The following is a 22688-nucleotide window of genomic DNA, read 5'->3' as shown; positions in this document are numbered from 1 at the left end:
CCACGCGGCGGACCTTGCATTACTGTCCAGTTCACTTGACCCCCGATGGAGGCCAATTATGAAGCCTGTCGCCGAATCGGCCGCGCTCAGTAATCGCAAGGACACGATGGCCCAGATGTTCCTGGACCGGGTCGCGGCGACGCCACAGCGCGAGGCGTTCCGGTACCCGGTCGCGGACGGCTGGAAGTCCGTCAGCTGGGCCGAGACCGACACCTTGGCGCGCCGTCGCGCGGCCGGTCTGATCGCGCTCGGCGTCGAACCGCAGCAGCGGGTCGCGATCGCCGCGAGTACGCGGATCGAGTGGGTCGAGTGTTTCCTCGCCGGGATCCTCGCCGCCGCCGCGACGACCACGATCTACCCGACCACGATGTCGGCCGATGTCGCCTACATCGTCGCGGATGCCGACGTACAGGTCGTGTTCGCCGAGGACGCCGGTCAGGTCGCCAAGCTGCGCGAGCACAAGTCCGAGATGCCGTCGCTGCGCAAGGTCGTGCTGATCGACGGTACGCCGGAGGCCGAGGACGGGGACTGGGTCATCACCCTGGCCGACCTCGACGCGCTCGGCGAAGCGAAGCTGGCCGAGGTGGACGACCGGATCGCGCAGGTCGTGCCCGAGGACCTGTGCACGCTGATCTACACGTCCGGTACGACCGGGCGGCCGAAGGGTGTCCGGCTCCCGCATTCGGTGTGGACGTACGAGGGTGCGGCGGTCGAGGCGACCGGCGTACTGAGTCCGGATGATCTGCAGTTCCTGTGGCTGCCGCTGTCGCACGTGTTCGGCCAGGTGCTGCTCGCCGTGCAGTTCCAGCTCGGGTTCGCGACCGCGATCGACGGGCGGATCGACAAGATCGTCGAGAACGCCGCGATCGTCCAGCCGACCTTCATGGCGGCCGCGCCGCGCATCTTCGAGAAGGCCCACGGCCGGATCAAGACGATGATCGCCGACGAGGGCGGCGTGAAGGCCAAACTCTTCGACTGGGCCTTCGGAGTCGGCGCTAAGGCGTCCGCGCTGCGGCAGAAGGGATCCGAGCCGTCGGGTCTGCTCGCCGCCCAGCTCACGGTCGCCGACAAGCTCGTGCTGTCCAAGATCCGCGCCCGCTTCGGCGGCCGCATCCGCTTCTTCGTCTCCGGTTCCGCGGCCTTGGACAAGCAGCTCGCCGAGTGGTTCCACGCCGCCGGCCTGCTCATCCTCGAGGGCTACGGCCTGTCCGAGACCGCGGCCGGTTCGTCGTTGAACCGCCCCGATGGCTACCGCCTCGGCAGCGTCGGCCCGCCCTTCCCCGGCACCGAGATCAAGATCGCCGAGGACGGCGAGATCCTGATCAAGGGCGACGGCGTGATGAGCGGCTACCACAACCTCCCCGAGCAGACCGCCGAGGTGATGACCGCCGACGGCTGGTTCCACACCGGCGACATCGGTCACTTCGAGGACGGCTACCTGTTCATCACCGACCGCAAGAAGGACCTCTTCAAGACCTCCGGCGGCAAGTACGTCGCCCCCCAGGTCATCGAGGGCCGCTTCAAGACCCTCTGCCCCTACGCCAGCCAGTTCGTTGTCCACGGCAACAAGCGCAACTTCGTCTCGGCCCTGATCACCCTGGACCCCGACGCCATCACCGGCTGGGCCGCCGGCAACGGCCTGGCCGGCAAGTCCTACGCCGAGATCGTCACCTCACCCGCCGCCCACGCCATGGTCCAGGGCTACGTCGACGAACTCAACGCCGGCCTGAACCGCTGGGAAACCATCAAGAAGTTCGCCATCCTCGACCGCGACCTCACCGTCGAGTCCGGCGAAATGACCCCCAGCCTCAAACTCAAACGCAAGTACGTCGAAACCCAGTACGCCGACGTCCTCGACGGCTTGTACAAGTAACCTTCCCCCGGCGCCGGCCACGCGCACTCCTTCGTCGCACGCTCCAGCCGGCGCCCCACCCACCCCTTCCACCCTTCGCTGGCTGCCGCCAGCAACCCCACGGCTACCGCCGCGACTTCGCGCTACCGCGCGCCAACGCGACGCCGCGTGTGGCAACACCGCAGCGCGACCGCGGGATGCAGCAGACACTCGGAGTATCCCGCCGCGCTCGGCCGAGTTGTACGCTCGGTGTAATCAAGCGCATGCGGATAGTGGAGGGGGAGGCGTGGCCTGGGTCCATTGCGATGCATGTTGCCTACGGGTGGCGACCAACAAAGACAGCACGCTTCCGAAGCACTACACCGAGACAACCGCGGGTGTACTCCGCCACGGCGCCCAGAAGCTGTGCCCAGCATCAGGCACGACCCGGTACACCCCGCAGGCCGATCGTCGATGGGCGTGCACCAGGCCGCGTAGCGGCAGGATCTGCCCGTGCTGCGGGCGAACGCGAATGACTTTGAACAAGAACGGCAAGTTCCCGAAGCACAGCGCGTCTGACGGCGGGCGATGCTCCATGTCCGAAGCCAATTAGCAGATCGGGCCCGGGCACGCTCAGGGATGGGTGCCCTTCAGCCCGTGCCCGATCACCATGCGCTCGTCTAACGGCGGGTCACTCCTCGTAGGTGCGCCGCTCGGTGACGGATGTGCGCGCGGCACGGGAGCGTTGGCTGGTGAGGAACACAGCCATGATGAGGCCCAACGCTCCGGCGCCCATCAGGATGTAGCCGACGACCGTGAGGTCGACTCCGCTGATGCGGTCGGAGACGGCGAACGACAGGATGCCGCCGACCGCGAGCAGGAACACCGACACGCCGATACCCATGGCGTCCTCCTTGCAGAAAGGCTGGGATGGACAGCCATGAGGTACCCGTTTGCTAAACCGTCGGTCGGCCAAGGTCGGCCCGTGAGTTCGAATCTCACTCTCACCGCTTGTCTAAACGTCGTACGCCCTGTGCTGGCCTGCTCTGATGCAGGTACCGGCACAGGAGCGACCAAGACTGCGACCACAGTGGGGCTGCTACTGCGCCTCGTACTCCTGGTCCAGTCCCAACACCTCGACATGAGCCTGGTGGCCGTCTGAAGCGTCGAAGGGCCGCATGAACAGGTAGTAGTCCATCGTCCGAAGCCCCTCGACAACCAACGGGTGATCCAGATCGACCCGTTTGGCAACCTCGTAGCTGGTGATTCGTGCACCGCCGGACTCTGCCAACAGTTCCTGACAGGCAAGCCAGATGCGCCGCAGTATCTGCGGCGCTGTCTCTTCGCTCATTGGAATCCTCCCCTTTAGGACCGCCCGCCTGATCGGGCCGGTCTTCCTCGACTGGCGCGGGCAGCCCTCCCTAGCTGTGATCCCGCCGTGTCGTCCGGCGACCCTACGGCCTCAGTTCGGCTCTGACCAGGAGACTCCGCAGAGCCGTGAACTTTCGGCACGAAATTCTGCCGTCGGCCGGATGATCACCGGCCCCTCCTCGCACGGGCGGTCGAAGGCGGCGAGTGCGACACGGCGTGGGACGGATGGGTTCCTCCAACTGCCAGTTACTCTCCTCGATCGGTCCTACTGCCCCAGCCTGCGGAGGAACACCAGGCAATGTTCAACGGCAGAACTGTTGGAGTTGGCGAGTACGCTCTTCGGACGAGCTAGCCCCTGGGGAGGGACGTTGAAGCCAGACGTGGCGATCACGGAGCTGGAGAAGCTGAAGCTGGAGGCCGGCGAGCCAAGCGTCATCGATGGCGGAGAAGCCTTCACAGCCTGGAAGGCTCGCTGCAAAGGTTTGCTCACCATGGCCTTCTCGCCGACGCACCACCTCGTCGAAGCCTTAGACAAGGTCAGGTACGGCGTGATGATCATGACCGAGAACACCCCGCGTAGTACCTTCGACAACGCTCGCCGTGGAGGCATTCGAAAGGCGTGTGGCTTGCTTGAGGCAGCGATCTACGAATTGAGTTTGCAGGTCGTGGGTGACGCCGACCCTGTGGATCCGGGTGCATACGATCGCGAGCTCTGGGAGCACGTCAAAGGGCTCGTGGCCGAAGAGGACTGGGTGAAGATCCCTGGCATCGTCGCGACCTTCGTCGAAAACCACATCCGCACATGGGCCGGTACGCCGAAGAACAAGGATGGGGGCAACCTTGTAGGGCAAGGTCTCTTCGCGCAGGTCCTGTCACCTGCTGACGACAATTCGCTACGACTCGGGCAGCAGAGAAGCGAGTGGGAGGGGTGGCACAAGTTGGGGATGGGATTCGCGCAAGCGTTGAGCAACGTGGATCGACACCGCATCCAGAAGCGGGATGACGCAAAGCAGTATGCCATCGGCGTTCTTGGTCTCGGGAGCCTTCTCCTGACGCAACTCCGATACGAGCACGGTGACATGCTCGACGAAGGGTAGGCCGCGGACATGGAATCAACATGGGAAAGCCGAGACCTGCCGGTCCTCGAAGCAATTGTGCGACTATACGAGGAGACGGGCACACTGATGTCTCCGTCCAGGATCGGCGTGACTGCCGGAGTCCCTGAAAGTGATGTCCAAAAGGCTTTGCGCGCTTTGCAACACAACGACCCGCCATACATCACAAAGCTGTCCAAACAGGGGAACGGCGACGTCTACCTAGTGGGAGCACCCACGGGACACGCACGCCGTACCGTCGGCGCCTGGCCCACCCCTGATGCGCTCGCAGATCGGATCATTGCGGCTTTGAACGAAGCTGCGGACAACGAGCCGGACGAGGTTAAGAAGGGTAAGCTCCGCCGGGCCGCCGAAGCGGTGGCAGGTGTCGGTCGGGACATCCTTACTGACGTGACGGCTCAGGTCATCACGAAGGGTATGTACGGCGGCTAACGATGCGCGACCCCTAGCCGTAAGGAGTTGGGCCGGAGGTCATTCGGTTGGTAGGCAGGGCGGACGCGGATACAGGGTCAGCACGCCCGCCCCGCCGGATCAGGTGCTGAGTCCACGAAGACCGAGCTCAGTCATCTAGCCACTCTGCGCCGGAGGCGTCGCTGTGGTAGCCCTTGTGGCGACCGTTGATGCAGACCCTGCCTGTCATGGGGTTCTCGCCGTCGCAGCGATCGTTAGGACGCAACGTGGGCCAGCTGAACTCGGTGGGCTTCGGCCCGTCCGGCCGCTCGCTCCACTCTGTGCCGGAGTACTCCATCGGTCCTGTGCTCATGCAATAGACGCTAGGAGCGAGGCTCAGCACTCAGCTAGACAGTTGCAACTAGTTGCTGTCGATGAGTTCGGTTTGCGCCTTGATGACGAGGGCGCGTGCGTCTTTGCCGTAGACCGCAGGCTGCCGTAAGTGGTCGAACATCCGCCCGTACATGGCGACCTCTTGCGGCGCGGTGATCTCAATGCTGGCGGTGGGTGTCTCAAGGCTCACCAGTCGGTCGTCGAAGACCCAGAAGCTGACCTGCCCGACCACGTCGCGCCCAGCGCTGCGTGGCACGATGCCAAGTGCAACATTCGGCAGACTCATGACTGACAGCAGCCGGTCGAGCTGGCCGGCGAGAGTGTCGGCGTCGCCGAAGCGGGTGTACAGCGCAGCCTCTTCGAGGGTCACGGCGAAGGTCTTGCTGCCGTCGTAGAGCACTGATTGGCGGTCGATGCGGGCAGCCACTGCCTCATCGATGTCGTTGCGTACCTCAAGGAAGTCGAACCAGAACTGAAGCATCGCCCGGATGTAGCCGGCCGTTTGGAAGAAGCCGGGGACGACGTGGTGCTCATAGATCAGGAAGCGTTCAGTTCGTTCCTCTAGCGGGACAGGCGCAAGCATCATCTGCTTCATGCCCGCTCGCGCCTGCCGCTTGAACTCTAGGTACATCGACTCGACCGTGTGAGCCTGGGCAATGAGGTCGGCGATCTGATGCGCAGCGGAGCAGGCCTCGCACCACAGCCGTATGTCCTCGTTGGAAGGCGCTTGTACGCCGTGTTCCAGCTTCGAGACACGCGTGAAGTGCCAACCGGTCGCGGCTGCTAGCTCGCGACCGGTCAGCCCGGCATCTTTGCGCAGTTCCCGCAAGCGTAGGCCCAACGCCTCCTGTGCCTTGCGGGTGGCGCTATTCGGGTTTGTACTCACTGTGCGGTATCGCCAACGACCACACCTGCTCGAACGCGTCGCGGCACATCGCGATGACTGCTGGATCGGTTGTGGTGGTGAAAGCAGTGTTCAGGCCGGATCCGGCGTAGTGCAGGAACACCGCCCGCTCGGCATCGAGCAGGTAGTAGTCATTGCCAGGGATGAGCAAGGTCGACACTTGTCGCCGAGGCAGCCAACGGATGTCTTCTCCGGCCGCGACGATGGGAGTGAACACGTTGTACACCCAGCGTTGGTAGTCGCTGAGCGGTTCCGAGACGATCTTCACCCGGCGTACTGTCCGGCCTGCTGCAACATGCTCGCCGAGCTCGGTGCACCACTCCTGCAACCACTCGAAGTCGTCCGGCTCACCGCGTTTCCACTTGGCCATGTGCGGCAGTTCAACCTCGGTGCCGTACGCATCGCGGGTCTCTAGATGCACCGAGCTGTGCTTGAACTGCGTCAGCAGGTCATCGAAGGCGTCCTCGGAGATCTCTTCCATGCCGTCGCCTACGGGTTGGTGAAGAACTGGATCATGCGGTCTGGAATCTCGACCGCACTCTCACCGTTCGGGAGGTTGAGCGTGGCGAGTGCGTCGGGGTCGTCAATGACCCATCCCTGTACGACCCAGCTTCCACGGTCGGTCTTGTAGAGGGTGGGGCTGTTCTTCGGGGCCGATTCCGGGTCGCCTGCAACGAGTGTCAGTTTCATGATGATCCCCTGTCTGCATCGGTTGCTTGAGCTTGCGTTGCCAAGTCTGGGGTTCCGCGAAGTTGCCTGTCATCGATGTTGCGAAAAGTTGCTAGCCCGAGTCTCCCATGCCGCAACCGACTCCAGGCCGAACCACACCGGCCCTAGCCGAACACTCGAACTCGGCTTCTACCTGGCGATCCCCTTATTTCTAAGGCGAACCGCGGAGTGGTCCGGTCGGTTTGCTAAATCGGTCAGCCTTCCAGGGGTGGGAGGGCGACTCGGATGACGACTAGGGCGAAGAGGATCAGGGTGAGGGCGTGGACGACTGTGCACCACAGGCAGATGGCGTTGATGCGGAAGAGTTCGGCCCACACCAGGTAGAGGACGAAGACCACGCCGACTACGACGCCGGCCAGGCGGGCGCGCGCCGGCCACGGGGATGCCGTGCGCCACAGGGCTGGTAGCGACAGGACGACCATGCCGATGAAGAAGAGTAGGCCGAGTACGGCTACCGGTACGCCGAATAGTTCGGAGTACTTCGACGACGTCACCTTCATGCAGTTGACGACACCGGTCTCGGGGCAGGCGAGCGTCGTACCGGCGGTGAAGTGTTCGTAGGTGAGGTACGCCGAGACGAGGACGCCGAGTGCGGACACGGCTAGCGTCAGCCAGGGGATCGTGCCCAGGGACGATCCCCGGGCGGTTGTCGTGCTCACTCAGCTCTTCCCGAGTTTGGCGGCGGCGGCCTTGACGGGGTCAGTGGTGCAGACGTTTGCCGGCTGGTTGTTGGTGAGCTGGCAGAGGGCTGCGGTGTAGACGTTGGCCGAGCCGTCGACTGCCTTGGCGATCGGGTTCGACGGGTCCTTCAGGGCCTCGGCGATCTCGGCCTGCGTCTTGCCGGCCAGGATCTCTGGGCTGTACGTCGCCCCGGACCCGACGAACTTCCCGCCCAGGTCGACGAACGGGATCGACCCGCCGCTCTTCACGTACGGCGGGGCGTTGTACGTCTCGAAGATCTTCTGGTCCTCCGCACTCGGAGTGTCCAGTGGCTTGTACTGCCCGTTCACCTTCTCGTTGGTGGTGGTCTCCAGACCGGTGAACGACAAGTACTGACTCGTGTACTTCGCGCCGTGGTACGACAGCGTGGGGGTGTTCGGGAACACGTCGTCCGCCGCGGAGTGCGTCGTACCGAGGTTGGTGAACGTGCCGAACCGGGCCAGTGCGACCGACACCGGCCAGCGCTCGGCCGCGCAGTACGGGCAGAACTCGGCGCCGATGTAGAGCACCTTCGGCTTGCCGTCGGCGGTCAGCGCGGGAGCGGTGATCGCTGACGGAGCAGCCTGTACGTCGTCGCTGCCGACCTTCGCGAAGGTCTCGGCCGGGATCGAGCTGAGCGCGGTCACGATCTGCGCGTCGGCGGTCCCGGACGGTCCGGTCGCGGTCTTGTCGCTGCCACCGCCCGCGACCTTGATGAGCACGAGCCCGCCGATCACCACCACGACCGCGACCACCGCGCCGACTGCTATCAGCAGCCGCTTGCGCCGCTCGGCCCGCTGCTGCTGTGCCCGCAACGCCGCCACTCGCTCACGCGCCTGAGCCTTCTGCTCGACCCGCCTGCTCATCCCGTTTCTCCTGCCTGGTCACCAATTACAGAATCCCCCAAGAGCACAACTGCCGGTGACGCTCCGAAGTTCCGCGCGAGCCCTCAAATCCAGTCCGAAGCGAGGTTTCCACGAGGTTCGAATACTGCTCGGCAGGCCCTCGATGCAACTTACGGTCAGGCGTATGGCGGGTGCTGTGAGCTATCGAGACGTGTTCCGGGTACCGGAATTCCGCGCGATGTGCCTGGCTGAGTTGCAGTCGGTGGCAGGCGATCAACTGGCGCGCGTCGCCTTGTCGGTGCTCGTCTTCGCCGACACCGGATCGGCCGCGCTGACCGGTCTGACCTACGCGCTGACCTTCGTCCCGTCCCTGCTCGGCGGCCTCTTCCTCACCGGCCTCGCCGACCGCTTCCCACGCCGCGATCTGATCCTCTGGATCGACGGTCTACGTGGTTGCCTGATCCTCCTGGTCGCGATTCCGGCGATGCCGTTCTGGTCGCTCTGTGTCCTGGTCGGCATCGTCTCGCTGCTCCAACCGGTCTTCAAATCGGCGCAGCTCGCACTCCTCCCCGACGTACTCGGCGAAGAACGTTTCAGCACCGGGATGGCGATCCGCAGCATCACCATCCAATCCGCCCAGATGGCCGGCTTCGCTGGTGGCGGCCTGCTGATCGCCGTCTTCAACCCGTACGTCGTCCTGGTTCTCGACGCCCTCACCTTCTTCGGCTCCGCGATCCTGATCCGCCTCCGCCTGCAACACCGCCCAGCCGCCAACCCGGTTGCGGCAGGGGCCGACCGTCGTACCGGCCGCTCATCAGCAAGCGAAACCTGGAGCCTGCTGTTCGCCGACCGCGGCATGCGCGCCCTGGTCTTGATGCTGTGGCTGATGGCCCTCGTCGCCGTCTACGAAGGCATGGCCGCCCCGTACGCCGCCCTGTTCGGCGGAAGCTCGGTAACAGTCGGCATCATCCTCGCCGCGGACCCCCTCGGCAGCGTCATCGGCGCCTTCCTCTTCAGCAAGTTCGTTCCTGAAGACCGCCGCCCCGGCCTGCTCGGCCCGCTCTCCATCGCCGCCGCAGCCCCGGTCGCACTCTGCCTCCTCCAACCCAACGTCGTCATCTCCGTGCTGCTCTTCGTCATCGCGGGTGGCTTCGGAACCATCGTCGTCATGCAAACCACCACCTCCATGACGCTCCGCCTCCCCGACGCCCGCCGCGGCCAAGCCATCGGCATGTCCAACTCCGGCCTCACCACCGCCACCGGCGTCAGCCCCCTGCTGGCCGGCATCCTCTCCGACAAAACCAACGCAGCCACCGCCATCGGCTGGTTCGGCCTGGCCGGCACCGCGGCCGCCGTACTGCTGGCCGTCGCCTGGCACCGCGCAGAACGCACCACCCCGATCCCGACCACCTGAGGAACGACGACCCGGCACCCGGCGTCGTACGGTGATGACTGTGCTGCGACGGATCTATCGGTACTTCGGGTCGGACGGTGGAAGCATTCCGTACGGCGTGCTGAACGTGATGCTCGCCATCATCGGGATCGTGTTCGCGGTACTCGCCGACGGCCCGGTGAGTGTGCGGGCTGGGTATGCCGTTGAGCTGCTGTGGTTGCTCGGGCTGTTCGCGGTGGTACGACGGGTCCGGCCGCGGTTGCTGCTCACATCTGGGATCGGGTGGTTGGCGGCAATGGTGATCTCCACAACCGCCGTACCGTCCGAGCGGGGTGTGCCGGTGGGGCTGGCGGTGGGAGCGGGGATCGCTGTGGTGGTGTCGCTGTCCACTCGGTCGGGCGTGTCGTTGGAATGGGCGCCGAACAAGGTTTATGACCGGGATGACGGACCCAAGCCGCGGATGGAGACGGCGGTGCTGCTTGTCACCGCGGTGTTCGGGGTGGTGGGGATTGTATTGCTGGTGGTTTAGACCGGGGTGAGGGTTGCGGCGTGTTTTCCGGTGGTGAGGGATTGGCCTTGGTCGATCATTTGGGTGGCTATCCGGTCTACGGCGGCGGAGAAGGCTTCGGAGTTTTCGGGGTCCCATTCGGACAGGCGGGTGAGCATCCAGGTGCGGAAGGCGCCGACGAAGCGTTGGAACATTTCCAGGCCCGCCGGGGTGAAGCGGTACTGGCCGAGGGTTTCGGAAAGGTAGCCGGCGGCAACTAGTTGGGTGGCCAGGGGTTCCAGGACGCCGGGGGGCATCTTGAGGTCGGCGGTCATGGCGGCGAGGGTGGCGGCGCCGGTTTCGCGGCCGCCGCGGAAGACGCGCATGATCAGCCAGGCCTGGGCGGTGGTGAGGGGGAGGCCGGATTCGGCGAGGACCTCGGGGGCGGGGTTGCGCTGGTGGTGCTGGACGACGAGGGCGGCGAGCTTCTGGAGTTCGTGCTCGGAGTCGAAAGAGGCGGGGGCGGCGAAGTTCTCGCCGACGTCGCGGGCGGACATCCGGGCGGTGTCGCGGAGGGGGACCTGCTTCAGCAGGAGGGCGGTGAGGAAGCCGAGGCCGGCTACCGGGACGGCCCAGAGGAAGACGACGTGCAGGGAGTCGGCGTACGCCGCGGTGATGAACGAGCGGGCGGCCGACGGCAAACCCCGGACGCCTTCGACCGTCTGGGCCAGGCGTGGGTCGATCTGCGCGCTCTGTACGGCGGGAGCGAGTTTCTCCGGAAGCTGGTGTGCGTAGATCGAGCCGAAGACGGCGACGCCGAAGGAACTGCCCATCGTGCGGAGGAAGCTGACGCCGGAGGTGGCGACGCCGAGATCGGAGTAGTCGACAGTGCTCTGGACGACGACGGTCGGGACCGGCATGCACAGACCGACGCCGACACCGAGAACCACCATGAAGCCGGCCGTCTCGACGTACGACGTGGTGTTGGTGAGCAGCGAGAGCAGGAAGAGGCCGACGCCGATCAGCACGGTGCCGATGATCGGGAAGATGCGGTAGCGACCGGTCTTGCTGATCACCTGGCCGACGAGGATCGAGGCGACCAGCAGACCACCGACCAGCGGCAGCATCTGCAGCCCGGACTCGGTCGCCGAGGCGCCGTGCACGAACTGCAGGTACGTCGGCAGATACGTGACACCACCGAGCATCGCGAACCCGATGATGAAGCTCATGATCGAGCAGACCGTGAACACGCCGGATCGGAACAATCGCAAGGGCAGCAAGGGTTCGGGAGCTCGGCGTTCGGCCCAGATGAACAAGGCGAGAGCGAGGACGGAGCCGGCGATCATCGCGAGGATGACAGTCGAACCCCAGGCATACTCGTTGCCGCCCCAGGTGGTCACGAGGGTCAGTCCGGTCGCGGCCGCACCGATGAACAGGATGCCGAGGTAGTCGATCTTCGGACTCGTTGGTGCCTTGACCGACGGAAGGGTGATCGAGGCAACGATCAGTACGACGATGCCGAGCGGGATGTTCACGTAGAACGCCCAGCGCCAGCTCAGGTGGTCGACGAACAGTCCGCCGAGGAGCGGGCCGGCCACGGTGGAGACGCCGAAGACCGAGCCCATCACGCCCTGGTACTTACCGCGTTCACTGAGCGGTACGACGTCCGCGATGACCGCCATCGCGGTCACCATCAGACCGCCCGCGCCGAGCCCCTGGATGGCGCGGGAGCCGACCAGCCACAGCATCGAGTCGGCCATCCCGCACAGTGCCGAACCGGCGAGGAACAGCACGACACTGAGCAGGAACATGCGTTTGCGGCCGTAGAGGTCGCCGAACTTGCCGATCAGCGCGGTCATGATCGTCTCGGCCAGCAGGTACGACGTGACCACCCAGGACAGGTGGTTCGCACCACCCAGGTCGCTGACGATGGTCGGTAGCGCGGTGGCCACGATAGTCTGATCGAGTGCCGCGAGCAGCATCCCGAGCATGATCGCGACCACCACGGCGTTCCGGGTGCCACGTCCTACCGGCTGAGCCTCGGTCTCCATGAGCCGAATGTAACGGCCTCAGCACACTCCGCTACCACGGAATCCCGGCGATCCGATCAAGAACCGGTCCGTAGACTGGGCGGGTGCCGTCAACGTTGCCCGAGGGGGAGGTTGCGCCCCAGGACGGGGCGCTGCCGGATGCCGCTGTCCGCGAGGCGGCCGACCGCCCGTTCGGGTTCTACCTGCACGTCCCGTTCTGCGCGTCGCGCTGCGGCTACTGCGACTTCAACACCTACACCGCCAAGGAGCTCGGCGGCGGTGGCTCCCAGGCGTCGTACGCCGAGACTGCGATCGGCGAGGTCCGACTCGCACGGCGGGTGCTGGCAGACCTCGATCGGCCGGTCGAGACGGTGTTCTTCGGGGGCGGTACGCCGACACTTCTGCCGGCCGCTGATCTCGGCGCGATGCTCAAGGCGGTTCGCGACGAGTTCGGTCTGGCGCCGAACGCGGAGGTCAGTACCGAGGCCAATCCCGAGTCGGTCGATCCGGCGTACCTCGAAGCGTTGTTGGAGGCGGGGTTCACGCGGGTCAGCTTCGGCATGCAGAGCGCTTCGTCGCACGTACTCAAGATTCTCGATCGCCACCACACCCCTGGTCGCGCACTGCAGGCCGTCAAGGAAGCGACCGCGGCCGGCTTCGAGCATGTGAACCTCGACCTGATCTACGGCACGCCGGGGGAGTCGCTCGAGGACTGGCGGACGTCGCTGGAGTCGGCGCTGTCCGCGGATCCGGATCACGTCAGCGCCTACGCGTTGATCGTCGAGGATGGGACCCAGTTGGCCAGGCGGGTACGTCGCGGCGAACTGCCGATGCCGGACGACGACGACCTGGCCGACAAGTACGTGCTGGCCGACAACCTGCTCAGCCAGGCCGGCCTCAACTGGTACGAGGTCTCGAACTGGGCCCGCACCGAAGACGCCCGCTGCCGCCACAACGAGCTCTACTGGCGCGGCGACACCTGGTGGGGCATCGGACCCGGCGCACACAGCCACGTCGGCGGTGTCCGCTGGTGGAACGTCAAGCACCCCACCGCGTACGCCGAACGCCTCGCCACCGGTCCCAGTCCAGCCCACGCCCGTGAGGTCCTGGACGACGAGACCCGCCGGATTGAGCGAGTCCTGCTCGAGGTTCGCCTGGCCGCAGGTTTGCCGCTCGACGTCCTCGACACCCCCGGCCGAGCCGCCGTCGACACCCTCGTCATCGACGGCCTGATCACCCTCATCGGCGACCGCTTGGTGCTCACCGATCGCGGCCGCCTGCTGGCCGACGCAGTGGTCCGGGATCTCCTGCCCTGACAAGCCGTCTTATCGCGAACCTGGTAACTGGCTGTGAATAACGTATAGATTCAGCAGACGGTAATCGGCGTGGTTCGCAGTGTGACAACGATGCCTGGTATGTACTGACCTGCATCTTTCGGCACCGGAGAGTAATCGGCAAAGGCTTGACAGAGCCGGTGGGAACGCTCGAAACTCAGCTCACTTTCGCGATCCGAGAGCGCTCTCAACTCCGTCCAGTTCCAGGGAGCCATTTCATGCGGCGCAGATTCCGTGCCGGCCACCGCCCCATCGCCGTACTGCTCGGCTGCGCGCTGACGTTGCTGGCTGCCTCCTGCGGCGGCGACCCGACCAGCTCCGGCGACCAGCCGAAGATCGAACTGACCATCGCGACCTTCAACGAGTTCGGGTACGCCGACCTGTACGACGAGTACATGGCCGAGCACCCGAACATCCGGATCGTGGAGCGGCACGCGGAAACGGTCGACGCACACATCAAGAACCTCGACGCGAACCTGGCCAGCGGCGCCGGGATGGCCGATATCGAGGCCATGGAACTCAGCTGGATCTACAAGTACCTGGCCCGTGGTGACCAGTTCGCCGACCTGCGCGACTACGGCGCGAACGACCTGAAGGACCGCTGGCTGGACTGGAAGGTCTCCGGCGCGACCACCCAGGACGGCCGGATCATCGGCTACGGCACGGATATCGGGCCGGAGGCGATCTGCTACCGCCGCGACCTGTTCGCGAAGGCGGGCCTGCCGACCGACCGGGTCGAGGTGGCCAAGCTGTTCGCGGACTGGCCGTCGTACTTCGCGACCGGCCGCAAGTTCAAGCAGAAGGTGCCGGGTTCGGCCTGGTACGACTCCGCGGTGCTGACCTGGGAGGCGATGCGCAACCAGCTGATCCAGGCCTACTACTCCAACCAGGACCGCTTCCTCGGCAGTGAGAACACGCAGCTGAAGAACGTCTGGGACCAGGTGGTGCAAGGCAGTGCGGACGGTCTGTCCGCGCGGTTGCCGGCCTGGAGCGAAGCCTGGAACAAGGCCTTCCGCTCCGACGCGTTCGCGACGATGGCCTGCCCGGGCTGGCTGCTCGGCGTCATCCAGGAGAACGCCGGCAGCTATGGCAAGGGCAAATGGGATGTTGCCGATGTCTTCCCCGGCGGTGGCGGCAACTGGGGCGGGTCCTACCTGACCGTGCCGAAGCAGTCGCCGCAGCAGGCCGAGGCGGCCCGGCTAGCGGCCTGGCTCACCGCACCGGAACAGCAGGTCAAGGTCTTCAAGAAGGTCGGTTCGTTCCCGTCGACCCTCGATGCGTACGACGACCCGCAGGTGAAGTCGCAGGTCAATGCCTACTTCAACAATGCGCCGGTCGGGCAGATCTTCGTCAACCGGGCGCGGGCGGTGATTCTCAAGCAGCACAAGGGCCCGCGCGAGGGTGAGATCAACCAGGTGTTCAGTGCGGCACTGGCTCGGGTCGACGACCGCAAGCAGCCTCCGAACGCGGCCTGGCAGCAGGCACTGAACGACGCCGAGAAGGCAGCGAACACGCGATCGAGTGGCTGACGCCACTCGGGGTGTAGGACAGAAAATAACCCCGGATAGTAATACGGTGTGAACACACACCAACCGACACGGGGAGGGCCGATGGACGACACGGGTTCTCCCACGCTCGAGCAGGTCGCAGCACTGGCCGGGGTTTCGCGCGCGACTGTGTCCCGGGTGGTGAACGGATCGCCCAAGGTGCTGCCGGAGACGGTGGCGCTGGTCGAGCGTGCGATCGGTCAGCTGGGCTACGTGCCGAACCGGGCCGCCCGTGCGCTGGTGACACGACGGACCGACTCGGTCGCGATCGTCGTACCGGAACCGGACAGCCGGGTCTTCTCCGACCCGGTCATCGCCGGGATGCTGCGTGGCGTGAGCCGGACGCTCGCCCCGACCTCCTTCCAGCTGGTGCTGCTGCTCGAGCCGGCCGAAGGTGATGATCAGCGGTTGCTGCGTTATCTGCGCGGTGGTCACGTCGACGGCGCGATCGTGATCAGCCACCACGGCCGCGACAACGTGCTGCAGGAGCTCGCGCAACTGCCGCTGCCGATCGTGTTCAGTGCTCGTCCGCTCGGCGTCGACATCCCGGTCGCGAGTGTGGACGTCGACAACGTGGCCGGCGCGCGGACCGCGGTCGAGCATCTGCTGGGTCTCGGCCGTCGCAAGCTCGGCACGGTCGCCGGTCCGATCGATATGACGGCGGGTCTGGACCGGTTGACCGGCTACCAGAACGTGGTGACCGAGGCCGGTTTGCCGGAGGCCGTTGCCTTCGGCGACTTCACCGCCGACGGAGGCGAAGCGGCCGCGCAGGAGCTGCTCGACAAGTACCCCGATCTCGACGGGATCTTCGTGGCCAACGACCTGATGGCGACCGCCGTACTGCGGGTGCTGTCCGAGCGCGGTCGCCGGGTTCCGGCCGATGTCGCGGTGGTCGGTTTCGACGACTCGGTGATGGCGACCACGACAACCCCGAAGCTGACCACGGTTCGCCAGCCGATCCAGCAGCTCGGGTCGCGGCTGGCCGAGATCCTGCTGGCCAAGATCGGCGGCGCCGACCTGACCAGCCCCGAGGTCTACGGCACCGAGCTGATCATCCGCGACTCCGCCTGAGTCGTGAGTGCTTACGGCGGATCGTTCTGGAACAGGAACTGCACCCGGACCGAGTCGTTCAGCGGTACGACGACAGTCGTGTTCGAGGCCGTCCAGTTCTGCGGCACCAGGAACATGCGGTTCTCGCCGACCACGAGCAGCCGCAGACCGCGGTACCGGTAGTGGAACGTCTGCCCGGCACCGGGCCGGAGCGCGGTCTCCTCCAGACCTGGTGACCGCAGTGCGAGCTTCTCCTTGGTGTCCAGGATGACCACCGGGAAGCGATCGAGGTTCCGCGCATCACCCTTGGCCAGGCCACGACCGGAGTACTGCGCTGTCGTCGCAGTCGCCCAGAACGCGCAAGTCACCGTGGCGACCGCGAGCAGGCCGATCAGCACGCGTGGCGCACGAGTCGCCGGATCGAGGCGACTGCGGAGAAAGGTGGCGTAGGCGAGCGCGGCAGCGGCCAGTCCGATCACCATCGGCACGATCAGCGCGTAGTACGGCAGCTGCCCGATCAGTGGGAACGCGAGTAGCCCGGCCACGCCGAGCAGCAGTACGACGACGATGACACGAGTGGCTCGCCGTACGGCGGTTGCTGTCGGGTGGATCGCGTTGTGCACAAGGAGCGCGGCCACCGCGATGAGCGTCAGCACGAGGAGTGGGACGAGCAGCGGTTGTGGACTGCGCATCACGTAGTCCTGGGTGCTCAGGCCGATCGTGTCGACGTCGATGCCGAAGTACTCGTACTGCGAGCGCGCGGAGACGTACCCGAAGTAGAAGAGCAACGTGCTGATCAGCGTCACCGGCGTGACGATGCCGGCGGCGAAGCTCACCCAGCGCTCGGCCTGCGATCGCTCGTCCGGCATCGCTCACCCACCGGTCGGAGTCTCGGGTGTCTCGGTGGGCTCAACAGTCTCCGTGGGCTCGAGCGTGGGCAGCTCGCCCGTGATGAACTCCACCTGGGTGCCCCGCTTCTTCGCCTCCTTCTGGACTTTGCGGCAGTCCTCCTCGGTATTGCAGGTGACCTCGGCCTCGATGACGACGTTCGGGTCCTCGTTGCCGTTGGCTACCTGCCGCGCGCCGACGTAGCACGGCTCGAACTGCCTGTTCGAGCTGATGACCAGGCCGGGACATTGCCGACGGTCATCCGCACAGGCCTCCTGGTCGAGTTTGAAGATGTTGCTCGGCTCGAGGTGGACTTCGCCGAAGGTGACGACCGTGCCGTCCGGGACCTCGCCGGCCAGCCAGGCGACCGACGCGCACTGGCTGATCCCGGCCTCGTCGGGGGCGCCTCCGACCGGCGCGGTCGCCAACGAGATGGCGGGCTTGTTCTGCGTGGTCTGCGTGCTCTCCGGATCGGTCGGTTCCGGCTTCGGTTCCTCGGTCGGCGCCGTCGTTTCCGGCGGTGACGTACCTCCCGGCGGACCATCGCCCGCCGACGTGTCGTCGCACCCCGCGACCAGCATCAGGATCGCTACCGCGGCCGATAACGCTCTGCGCATATCGATCACCCCCCAAATCCAGGATGCGCCTGTGGGTGAGGGTCGACAAGCTCTCAGTGATTGCTCGTCCGGGCAACCTATTGTTCACGCTCCGCTGTTGCTTTCGTCCCTCTTAGTGACCAAGGTGGTACATGTGAGGCTAGGGGGACGACACGTATGAGTGAGCATGAGATCCGGATCGCGCTGGTTCTCAACGGTGGGGTCAGTCTGGCCGTGTGGATGGGCGGTGTGACACACGAGCTGGATCTGATCCGGCGTGCGTCCGGTTCGTCGGCGGCGCCGGGTCCGCAGCCGTACGACGAGGTGCTGGCCGACCGTTGGCGAGAACTGTGCCAGCGCGGTGACGAGCGGCGGCGAGTCGTCGTGGACGTCATCGCCGGTACGAGCGCCGGTGGGCTGAACGGATCGTTGCTGGCAACCGCGATCTCGAACGGGTCGACCTTGGACCCGGGTGGTTCGGACGGACCGTGGTTGCGACAGAAGTGGGTCGGGCTCGGATCGCTCGAGGTCGGCAAGCTCGTGCCGTCGGCCGGCGAGAAGTCGACTTCGGTGTTGGACGGCAACTACTTCTTGCAGGAGCTCGACAGTCTGATCAAGGGCGTCGCCGATGCTGGCGAGACCGCAGCCGAAGCGCCCGTCACGTTGTTCGTGACCGCGTCCGGTCTTGGTGTTCAGCAGTTCGAAGCGCGGGATGCGGCCGGCCAGCGATTCGTCGTACCGGATCATCGGTATCTGTTCCAGTTCACCAGTGAGAACACGGCGAAGTACGACGGGGCGACCCGGACGTTCACGGTCAAGGACACGAACGGGTTGAAGGACACCAAGCTGCTCGCCCGGGCCGCGCGGGCGAGTGCGTCGTTCCCGGCTGCGTTCGGGCCGGTGCTGGAGACGCCGAAGCTGGCCTCGTCGCCGCCGCGGATGCAGCCGACGACCGCCGAGTCCGGTGCCTGGCTGGTCGACGGTGGTGTGCTCGACAACGCGCCGTTCGGTCCGGTGCTCGACGTGGTCGCGCGCCGGCCGGTCGCCGGACGGGCGAGCAGATACGTCCTGTACGTCGTACCGTCGGCCGGGATCGGGAGTGCGTCGACTGCCCTCCCCGAGGCCAAGGAACCGAGTTGGCGGGTGGCCGCGTTGTCGGCCGTGCAGTTCCCGCGCGAGGTGGACTTCCGCTCCGATGTCGAGCAGCTCGAGCGGTTGCTGCTGGAGGCGGACGCGTCCTGGTCGGACACCCAGCGGCTGTTCGATCGTTGCATGGAGCAATCAGTTGAACGGGAGCGGCTGCATTCCGCCGCGGCGGCGCTGCAACCGGCGTACTCGCGTGGTCGGGCCGCTGGGGGAATCTGGGAGGCCGTGACGATCGCGAGCCACGACCAGTCCACCGTGCTCGACGCGGCCACCGCGTTGTCCGAGCGGGAGATCGACGAGATCCTCGCGACCGATCACCCGTGGGTTCCGGATCCGGATGGTGGGATCCAGCCGTTGCAACAGAACGGCGAGGCGCGCTGGGTGTGGGGGACGGGCGCGGCTGAGCGGGTCATCCGGCTGATCCTGCGTTCACTGCGGAACCGGATCAGCGTGGCGCCCGCCGATGAACGCGCCGAGCTCGAGCGGCGGCTGCAGGCGACCAGCGACTGTCTGCTCAAGGCGCAGGCCGTGCGCGATGCATTGACCGAGCAGCTCACCAAGGCGGATCTCGACCTGCGGCCGGCCGGTGGCGCCGAGGCGGTCGCGGTCGGGCTGACCGACATCTTCGAGGACCTGCAGATCCAGCAGGCACTGGGTACGGCGTTCGCGGAGTTGGTCGCCGTCATCGGCTGGAACCTCGTCGAGACCGCGCTCGAAGTGGAGATCGTCTCGCGCTGTACGTCGGCGCGGACGCCGCAGCAGCGCAGTGCGCCGTTCCAGTTCCTCCGGCTCGGACCGGACATTCCCTTGACCCTGCTGGATGATCTGCCGGCCGGATCGATCGCCGACGATCTGAAGGACCGCATCCTGTACGGCAGTCAGGTCGGCCACTTCGGTGCGTTCGGTGCGGCGGATTGGCGGCGCTGGGACTGGCTGATGGGCCGCTTGCACTGCGTCGCGCATCTCGGTGCGATGCTCGGCGCCGACAAGGACTGGATTCGGGAGACTCAGCGTCAAGTGCTGGAGGCCGAGGACTGGAAGCCGCAAGCGGTCGCGGACCGGATCCAGCGGCTGGCCGAGGACTTCCCGGCCGAGGCAGGGCTCAGTGCGCTGACGACGATGCGCGACGAGCTGAACCAGTCAGCCGAGGGACGTGCGACGACCAAAGGCCTTGCAGATCGAATGGTCGATGTCTCGGGCGGTCTCGGTCCGCAGGTGGGCAACATGGTCAAGGCGATGGCCGGTCGGAAGCATCAGCCGGAGACGTGGCTGCTGCGCACCGCGCGCTGGTTCACCAAACCGGCCCGGGAGACCGTGTGGGGCCGAGTCGTGCGCGGGGCCAAACTGACCGAGGCCAAGCGCCCGCTGCTCTTCGAGCCGTGGATGCCATTGGCCGCGCTCGGTCTCGGCATCGTGCTGCTGATCGTCGCCGGCGTGGTCGACACCGCCGGGGTGCGGATCATCGCCGCCGTACTGGCCGGGATGGTGCTGGCCGCGGGTGCGCTGCTCGGTGCCCTGACCTGGTACGTACGGCGGGCTCGCCGGCTGATCAAGGCCTGGATCGAGAAGCGGTTGCCGGAGATCAGTCCAGCGTCACGAAATCGATGAGCTCCTCGACCCGGCCGAGCAGGCTCGGGTCGAGGTCGGCGAAGCTGTTCACCTTGGACAGGATGTGTTTCCAGGCTGCGGCGACGTCGGCCTGGTCGGTGGCCGGCCAGCCGAACGACTGCAGCACGCCCTTCTTCCAGTCCTGGCCGTGCGGGATCCTTGGCCAGGCCTTGATACCGACCGAGGAGGGCTTGACCGCCTCCCAGACGTCGATGAACGGGTGCCCGACGATCCGCACGTACCGGTTGTCGATCTGCGCGGCGATCTTGGATTCCTTGGAGCCCTCGACCAAGTGGTCGACCAGGACGCCGAGCCGCCGGCCGGGGCCGGGCTGGAACCGGTTCACGATCCCGAGCAGGTCGTCGATCCCTTCGAGGTACTCGACGACGACACCCTCGATCCGCAGGTCGTCACCCCAGACCTTCTCGACCAGCTCGGCGTCGTGCCGGCCCTCGACGTAGATCCGGCTCGCCCGCGCCACCTTCGCCCGGACATTGTCGACAGCGACCGAACCTGACGCCGTACGGGTCTTCTTGGCCGGACCGGCCTTCTTCGGCGCGGTCAGGCTGACTGGCTTGCCGTCCAGCCAGAACCCCGGACCCATCGGGTACGAACGGATCTTGCCGTGCCGGTCCTCGAGGTCGACGACACCGTGTTCCCAGCGCACGATCGCCCCGACGAACCCGGACGTGGGTTCCTCGACGACCATGCCCTTCTCGATCTCGACCTCGACGGTCCGCCCGTTCTTGGGTTTGCGCCAGTCCCCACTCAGTACGTCGTTCCCATACCGATCAGCCACGCGCCAACCGTACCGGTTTGCTGAGCAGGAAATAGACAGCGAAACCGGCGATCAGGCCGACGACCCACGAGTAGTCGTACAAGGGCTTGAGGAAGGGGATCAGGCCGTCGACGGGGAAGGGGCCTTTGCCTGGTTCGGAGTGGGCGCCGCCGACGGCGAGGAGTGAGCCGAAGAGGGTGGCGACGACTGCGCGCCAGTTCCAGCCCGACGAGTACCAGTAGCGGCCGGACGACTTGTAGAGGTCGGGCAGCGCGAGCGCCGTACGGTCGATGAACCAGTAGCCGGCGATCAGCACGCCGGCGACCGAGGCGAGCAGGCCGCCGTAGAACGACAGCCAGACGAAGATGTAGATCGACGGGTCCGAGATCAGCCGCCAGGGCTGGATCACGATGCCGATCACGCCGGTGAGCAGACCGGCGGTGCGGAAGTTCAGCCAGCGCGGCAGGGCGTTCGCGAAGTCGTACGACGGACTGACGACGTTGGCCGCGACATTGCACGACATGGTCGCGAGGATCGCCATGATCAGACCGATCGTGACCACGACCGGGTTCTCGAAGCGGCGGGTGAGCTCAACCGGGTCCCAGATCGCCGAACCGTAGACCAGGACCGTGCCCGAGGTGGTGATGATCGAGACCAGCGCGATGAACGACATCGTCGTCGGCAGGCCGATGATCTGCCCGATCACCTGCTGGCGCTGGCCTTTGCCGAACCGGGTGAAGTCCGGCATGTTCAGGCTGAGCGTCGCCCAGAACGCGATCATGCCCATCAGCGACGGCGCGAAGATCTTCCAGAAGTCGGCGTCCCAGCCGAGTTTCGAGGGCTGCGACAGGATCGGGCCGAAGCCGCCGGCCTTGACCAGGATCGCGATCATCAGCGCCAGGAAGGCCACCGTGACGAGTGGCGCCGCCCAGTTCTCGAACCGGCGCAGGCCTTCGATCCCGCGCCAGATCAGCACCATCTGCAGCAGCCAGAAGAAGCCGAAGCTCAGCCACAGCGTCCACGGGTGACCACCGACCACGGACGCGTCGGTCCAGCCCTTGCCGAACAGCTCGCCGACGATCACGTAGATCGCCTGCCCGCCGATCCAGGTCTGGATCCCGAACCAGCCGCAGGCGATGAACGCCCGCAGCAGGGCCGGGAAGTTCGCCCCGCGGACGCCGTAGAAGGCGCGCGCGAAGACCGGGAACGGGATGCCGTACTTCGTCCCGGCGTGGCTGTTCAGCAACAGCGGGACGAGCACGATCAGGTTCCCCAGGGTGATCGTGACGAACGCCTGCAGCCAGTTCATCCCGAGCGCGACCAGCCCCGCGGCCAGCAGGTAGCTGGGGATGTTGTGCGCCATCCCCATCCACAGGGCGGCGTAGTTGTACGTCGTCCAGTTCCGGTCGCGGAGCCGGGTCGGAGCGAGCTCCGCGTTCCCGTACCGGCTGGTCGCGATCGCGTCCGGATCGGTCAGTTCGACCCGGCCGTCGGGGTGCGTGGTCTGCTCAGTCGTGGCCATGGATCAAGTTGCGCCTTTCACCGAACCCGTGT

The 22688-nt window shown here is 66.0% G+C and carries 22 protein-coding genes; 9 read left to right on the top strand and 13 right to left on the bottom strand.

Annotated elements, in window-relative coordinates:
• The first annotated feature begins 58 nt into the window (after positions 1-58).
• Positions 59-1873 carry an AMP-dependent synthetase/ligase gene (locus ABD231_RS20820; RefSeq protein WP_344154317.1) on the top strand — a complete coding sequence of 605 codons (1815 nt, stop codon included), beginning with the start codon at positions 59-61 and terminating at the stop codon, positions 1871-1873.
• Positions 1874-2522: 649 nt separating this feature from the next.
• Here ABD231_RS20820 and ABD231_RS20815 read toward each other — a convergent pair.
• Positions 2523-2735: a DUF6458 family protein gene (locus ABD231_RS20815; protein ID WP_344154314.1), complete on the bottom strand. Its 213-nt coding sequence runs from the start codon at positions 2733-2735 to the stop codon at positions 2523-2525.
• A 195-nt stretch (positions 2736-2930) separates the two neighbouring features.
• On the bottom strand, positions 2931-3182 hold the full coding sequence (locus ABD231_RS20810; protein ID WP_344154311.1) for a hypothetical protein: 252 nt from the start codon (positions 3180-3182) through the stop codon (positions 2931-2933).
• A 388-nt stretch (positions 3183-3570) separates the two neighbouring features.
• On the opposite strand from ABD231_RS20810, the gene ABD231_RS20805 reads away from it, so the two are divergent.
• Together ABD231_RS20805 and ABD231_RS20800 are read left to right on the top strand one after the other, a co-directional pair.
• A complete protein-coding gene (locus ABD231_RS20805) occupies positions 3571-4299 on the top strand; it encodes a TIGR02391 family protein (protein WP_344154308.1) in 729 nt (242 codons plus the stop codon).
• A 9-nt stretch (positions 4300-4308) separates the two neighbouring features.
• Entirely contained in the window at positions 4309-4749 is a 441-nt protein-coding gene (locus tag ABD231_RS20800; protein ID WP_344154305.1) for a hypothetical protein, read from the top strand.
• 127 nt (positions 4750-4876) lie between these two features.
• On the opposite strand, the gene ABD231_RS20795 is transcribed toward ABD231_RS20800, so the two are convergent.
• The 6 genes from ABD231_RS20795 to ABD231_RS20770 form a co-directional block, all read right to left on the bottom strand.
• On the bottom strand, positions 4877-5080 hold the full coding sequence (locus ABD231_RS20795) for a hypothetical protein (protein WP_344154302.1): 204 nt from the start codon (positions 5078-5080) through the stop codon (positions 4877-4879).
• A 48-nt stretch (positions 5081-5128) separates the two neighbouring features.
• Positions 5129-5986, bottom strand: a complete 858-nt coding sequence (locus ABD231_RS20790; protein ID WP_344154299.1) for a helix-turn-helix domain-containing protein — start codon at positions 5984-5986, stop codon at positions 5129-5131.
• Positions 5967-6485 (bottom strand): DUF6879 family protein, encoded by a 519-nt coding sequence (locus ABD231_RS20785; RefSeq protein WP_344154296.1) that lies wholly within the window; start codon positions 6483-6485, stop codon positions 5967-5969. Before ABD231_RS20785 ends, ABD231_RS20790 begins: the two co-directional genes overlap by 20 nt.
• Positions 6486-6493: 8 nt before the next feature.
• On the bottom strand, positions 6494-6694 hold the full coding sequence (locus ABD231_RS20780) for a hypothetical protein (protein ID WP_344154293.1): 201 nt from the start codon (positions 6692-6694) through the stop codon (positions 6494-6496).
• Between the two features lie 233 nt (positions 6695-6927).
• Positions 6928-7392 (bottom strand): vitamin K epoxide reductase family protein, encoded by a 465-nt coding sequence (locus tag ABD231_RS20775; RefSeq protein ID WP_344154290.1) that lies wholly within the window; start codon positions 7390-7392, stop codon positions 6928-6930.
• The gene (locus tag ABD231_RS20770; RefSeq protein ID WP_344154287.1) at positions 7393-8298 is read right to left on the bottom strand and encodes a DUF929 family protein; all 906 of its coding nucleotides are present in this window, start codon (positions 8296-8298) and stop codon (positions 7393-7395) included. It abuts the gene before it with no gap.
• 163 nt (positions 8299-8461) lie between these two features.
• Between ABD231_RS20770 and ABD231_RS20765 the strand changes: the two genes are divergently transcribed.
• Both ABD231_RS20765 and ABD231_RS20760 read left to right on the top strand, forming a co-directional pair.
• The gene (locus ABD231_RS20765; protein ID WP_344154285.1) at positions 8462-9691 is read left to right on the top strand and encodes an MFS transporter; all 1230 of its coding nucleotides are present in this window, start codon (positions 8462-8464) and stop codon (positions 9689-9691) included.
• Between the two features lie 40 nt (positions 9692-9731).
• The gene (locus ABD231_RS20760; RefSeq protein ID WP_344154283.1) at positions 9732-10199 is read left to right on the top strand and encodes a hypothetical protein; all 468 of its coding nucleotides are present in this window, start codon (positions 9732-9734) and stop codon (positions 10197-10199) included.
• On the opposite strand, the gene ABD231_RS20755 is transcribed toward ABD231_RS20760, so the two are convergent.
• Positions 10196-12208, bottom strand: coding sequence for an MDR family MFS transporter (locus tag ABD231_RS20755; RefSeq protein WP_344154280.1), 2013 nt, complete (start codon positions 12206-12208; stop codon positions 10196-10198). The genes ABD231_RS20760 and ABD231_RS20755 overlap by 4 nt on opposite strands.
• An 83-nt stretch (positions 12209-12291) precedes the next feature.
• Here ABD231_RS20755 and hemW point away from each other — a divergent pair, with 83 nt between their 5' ends.
• The 3 genes from hemW to ABD231_RS20740 all read left to right on the top strand — a co-directional run bounded on the left by hemW (position 12292) and on the right by ABD231_RS20740 (position 16139).
• The gene (gene hemW / locus ABD231_RS20750) at positions 12292-13503 is read left to right on the top strand and encodes a radical SAM family heme chaperone HemW (protein ID WP_344154277.1); all 1212 of its coding nucleotides are present in this window, start codon (positions 12292-12294) and stop codon (positions 13501-13503) included.
• Between the two features lie 236 nt (positions 13504-13739).
• On the top strand, positions 13740-15050 hold the full coding sequence (locus ABD231_RS20745) for an ABC transporter substrate-binding protein (protein WP_344154274.1): 1311 nt from the start codon (positions 13740-13742) through the stop codon (positions 15048-15050).
• An 81-nt stretch (positions 15051-15131) separates the two neighbouring features.
• Positions 15132-16139, top strand: coding sequence for a LacI family DNA-binding transcriptional regulator (locus ABD231_RS20740; protein WP_344154271.1), 1008 nt, complete (start codon positions 15132-15134; stop codon positions 16137-16139).
• 11 nt (positions 16140-16150) lie between these two features.
• On the opposite strand, the gene ABD231_RS20735 is transcribed toward ABD231_RS20740, so the two are convergent.
• Together ABD231_RS20735 and ABD231_RS20730 are read right to left on the bottom strand one after the other, a co-directional pair.
• Entirely contained in the window at positions 16151-16987 is an 837-nt protein-coding gene (locus tag ABD231_RS20735; protein ID WP_344154268.1) for a hypothetical protein, read from the bottom strand.
• Between the two features lie 3 nt (positions 16988-16990).
• Positions 16991-17623 (bottom strand): hypothetical protein, encoded by a 633-nt coding sequence (locus tag ABD231_RS20730; RefSeq protein ID WP_344154266.1) that lies wholly within the window; start codon positions 17621-17623, stop codon positions 16991-16993.
• A gap of 156 nt (positions 17624-17779) precedes the next feature.
• Between ABD231_RS20730 and ABD231_RS20725 the strand changes: the two genes are divergently transcribed.
• Positions 17780-20356, top strand: a complete 2577-nt coding sequence (locus ABD231_RS20725) for a DUF3376 domain-containing protein (protein ID WP_344154264.1) — start codon at positions 17780-17782, stop codon at positions 20354-20356.
• Here ABD231_RS20725 and ABD231_RS20720 read toward each other — a convergent pair.
• Together ABD231_RS20720 and ABD231_RS20715 are read right to left on the bottom strand one after the other, a co-directional pair.
• Positions 20331-21155: a DUF3097 domain-containing protein gene (locus ABD231_RS20720; RefSeq protein ID WP_344154262.1), complete on the bottom strand. Its 825-nt coding sequence runs from the start codon at positions 21153-21155 to the stop codon at positions 20331-20333. The two genes, ABD231_RS20725 and ABD231_RS20720, sit on opposite strands and share 26 nt — an antisense overlap.
• Positions 21148-22656, bottom strand: a complete 1509-nt coding sequence (locus tag ABD231_RS20715) for an NCS1 family nucleobase:cation symporter-1 (protein ID WP_344154259.1) — start codon at positions 22654-22656, stop codon at positions 21148-21150. Before ABD231_RS20715 ends, ABD231_RS20720 begins: the two co-directional genes overlap by 8 nt.
• Positions 22657-22688 lie beyond the last annotated feature (32 nt).

Origin of the sequence: Kribbella yunnanensis, from assembly GCF_039529655.1 — a bacterium.
GTDB classification, from domain to species: domain Bacteria; phylum Actinomycetota; class Actinomycetes; order Propionibacteriales; family Kribbellaceae; genus Kribbella; species Kribbella yunnanensis.
The sequence above is the reverse complement of the archived record's forward strand: the minus strand, read 5'-3'. Positions and strand labels throughout refer to the sequence as shown.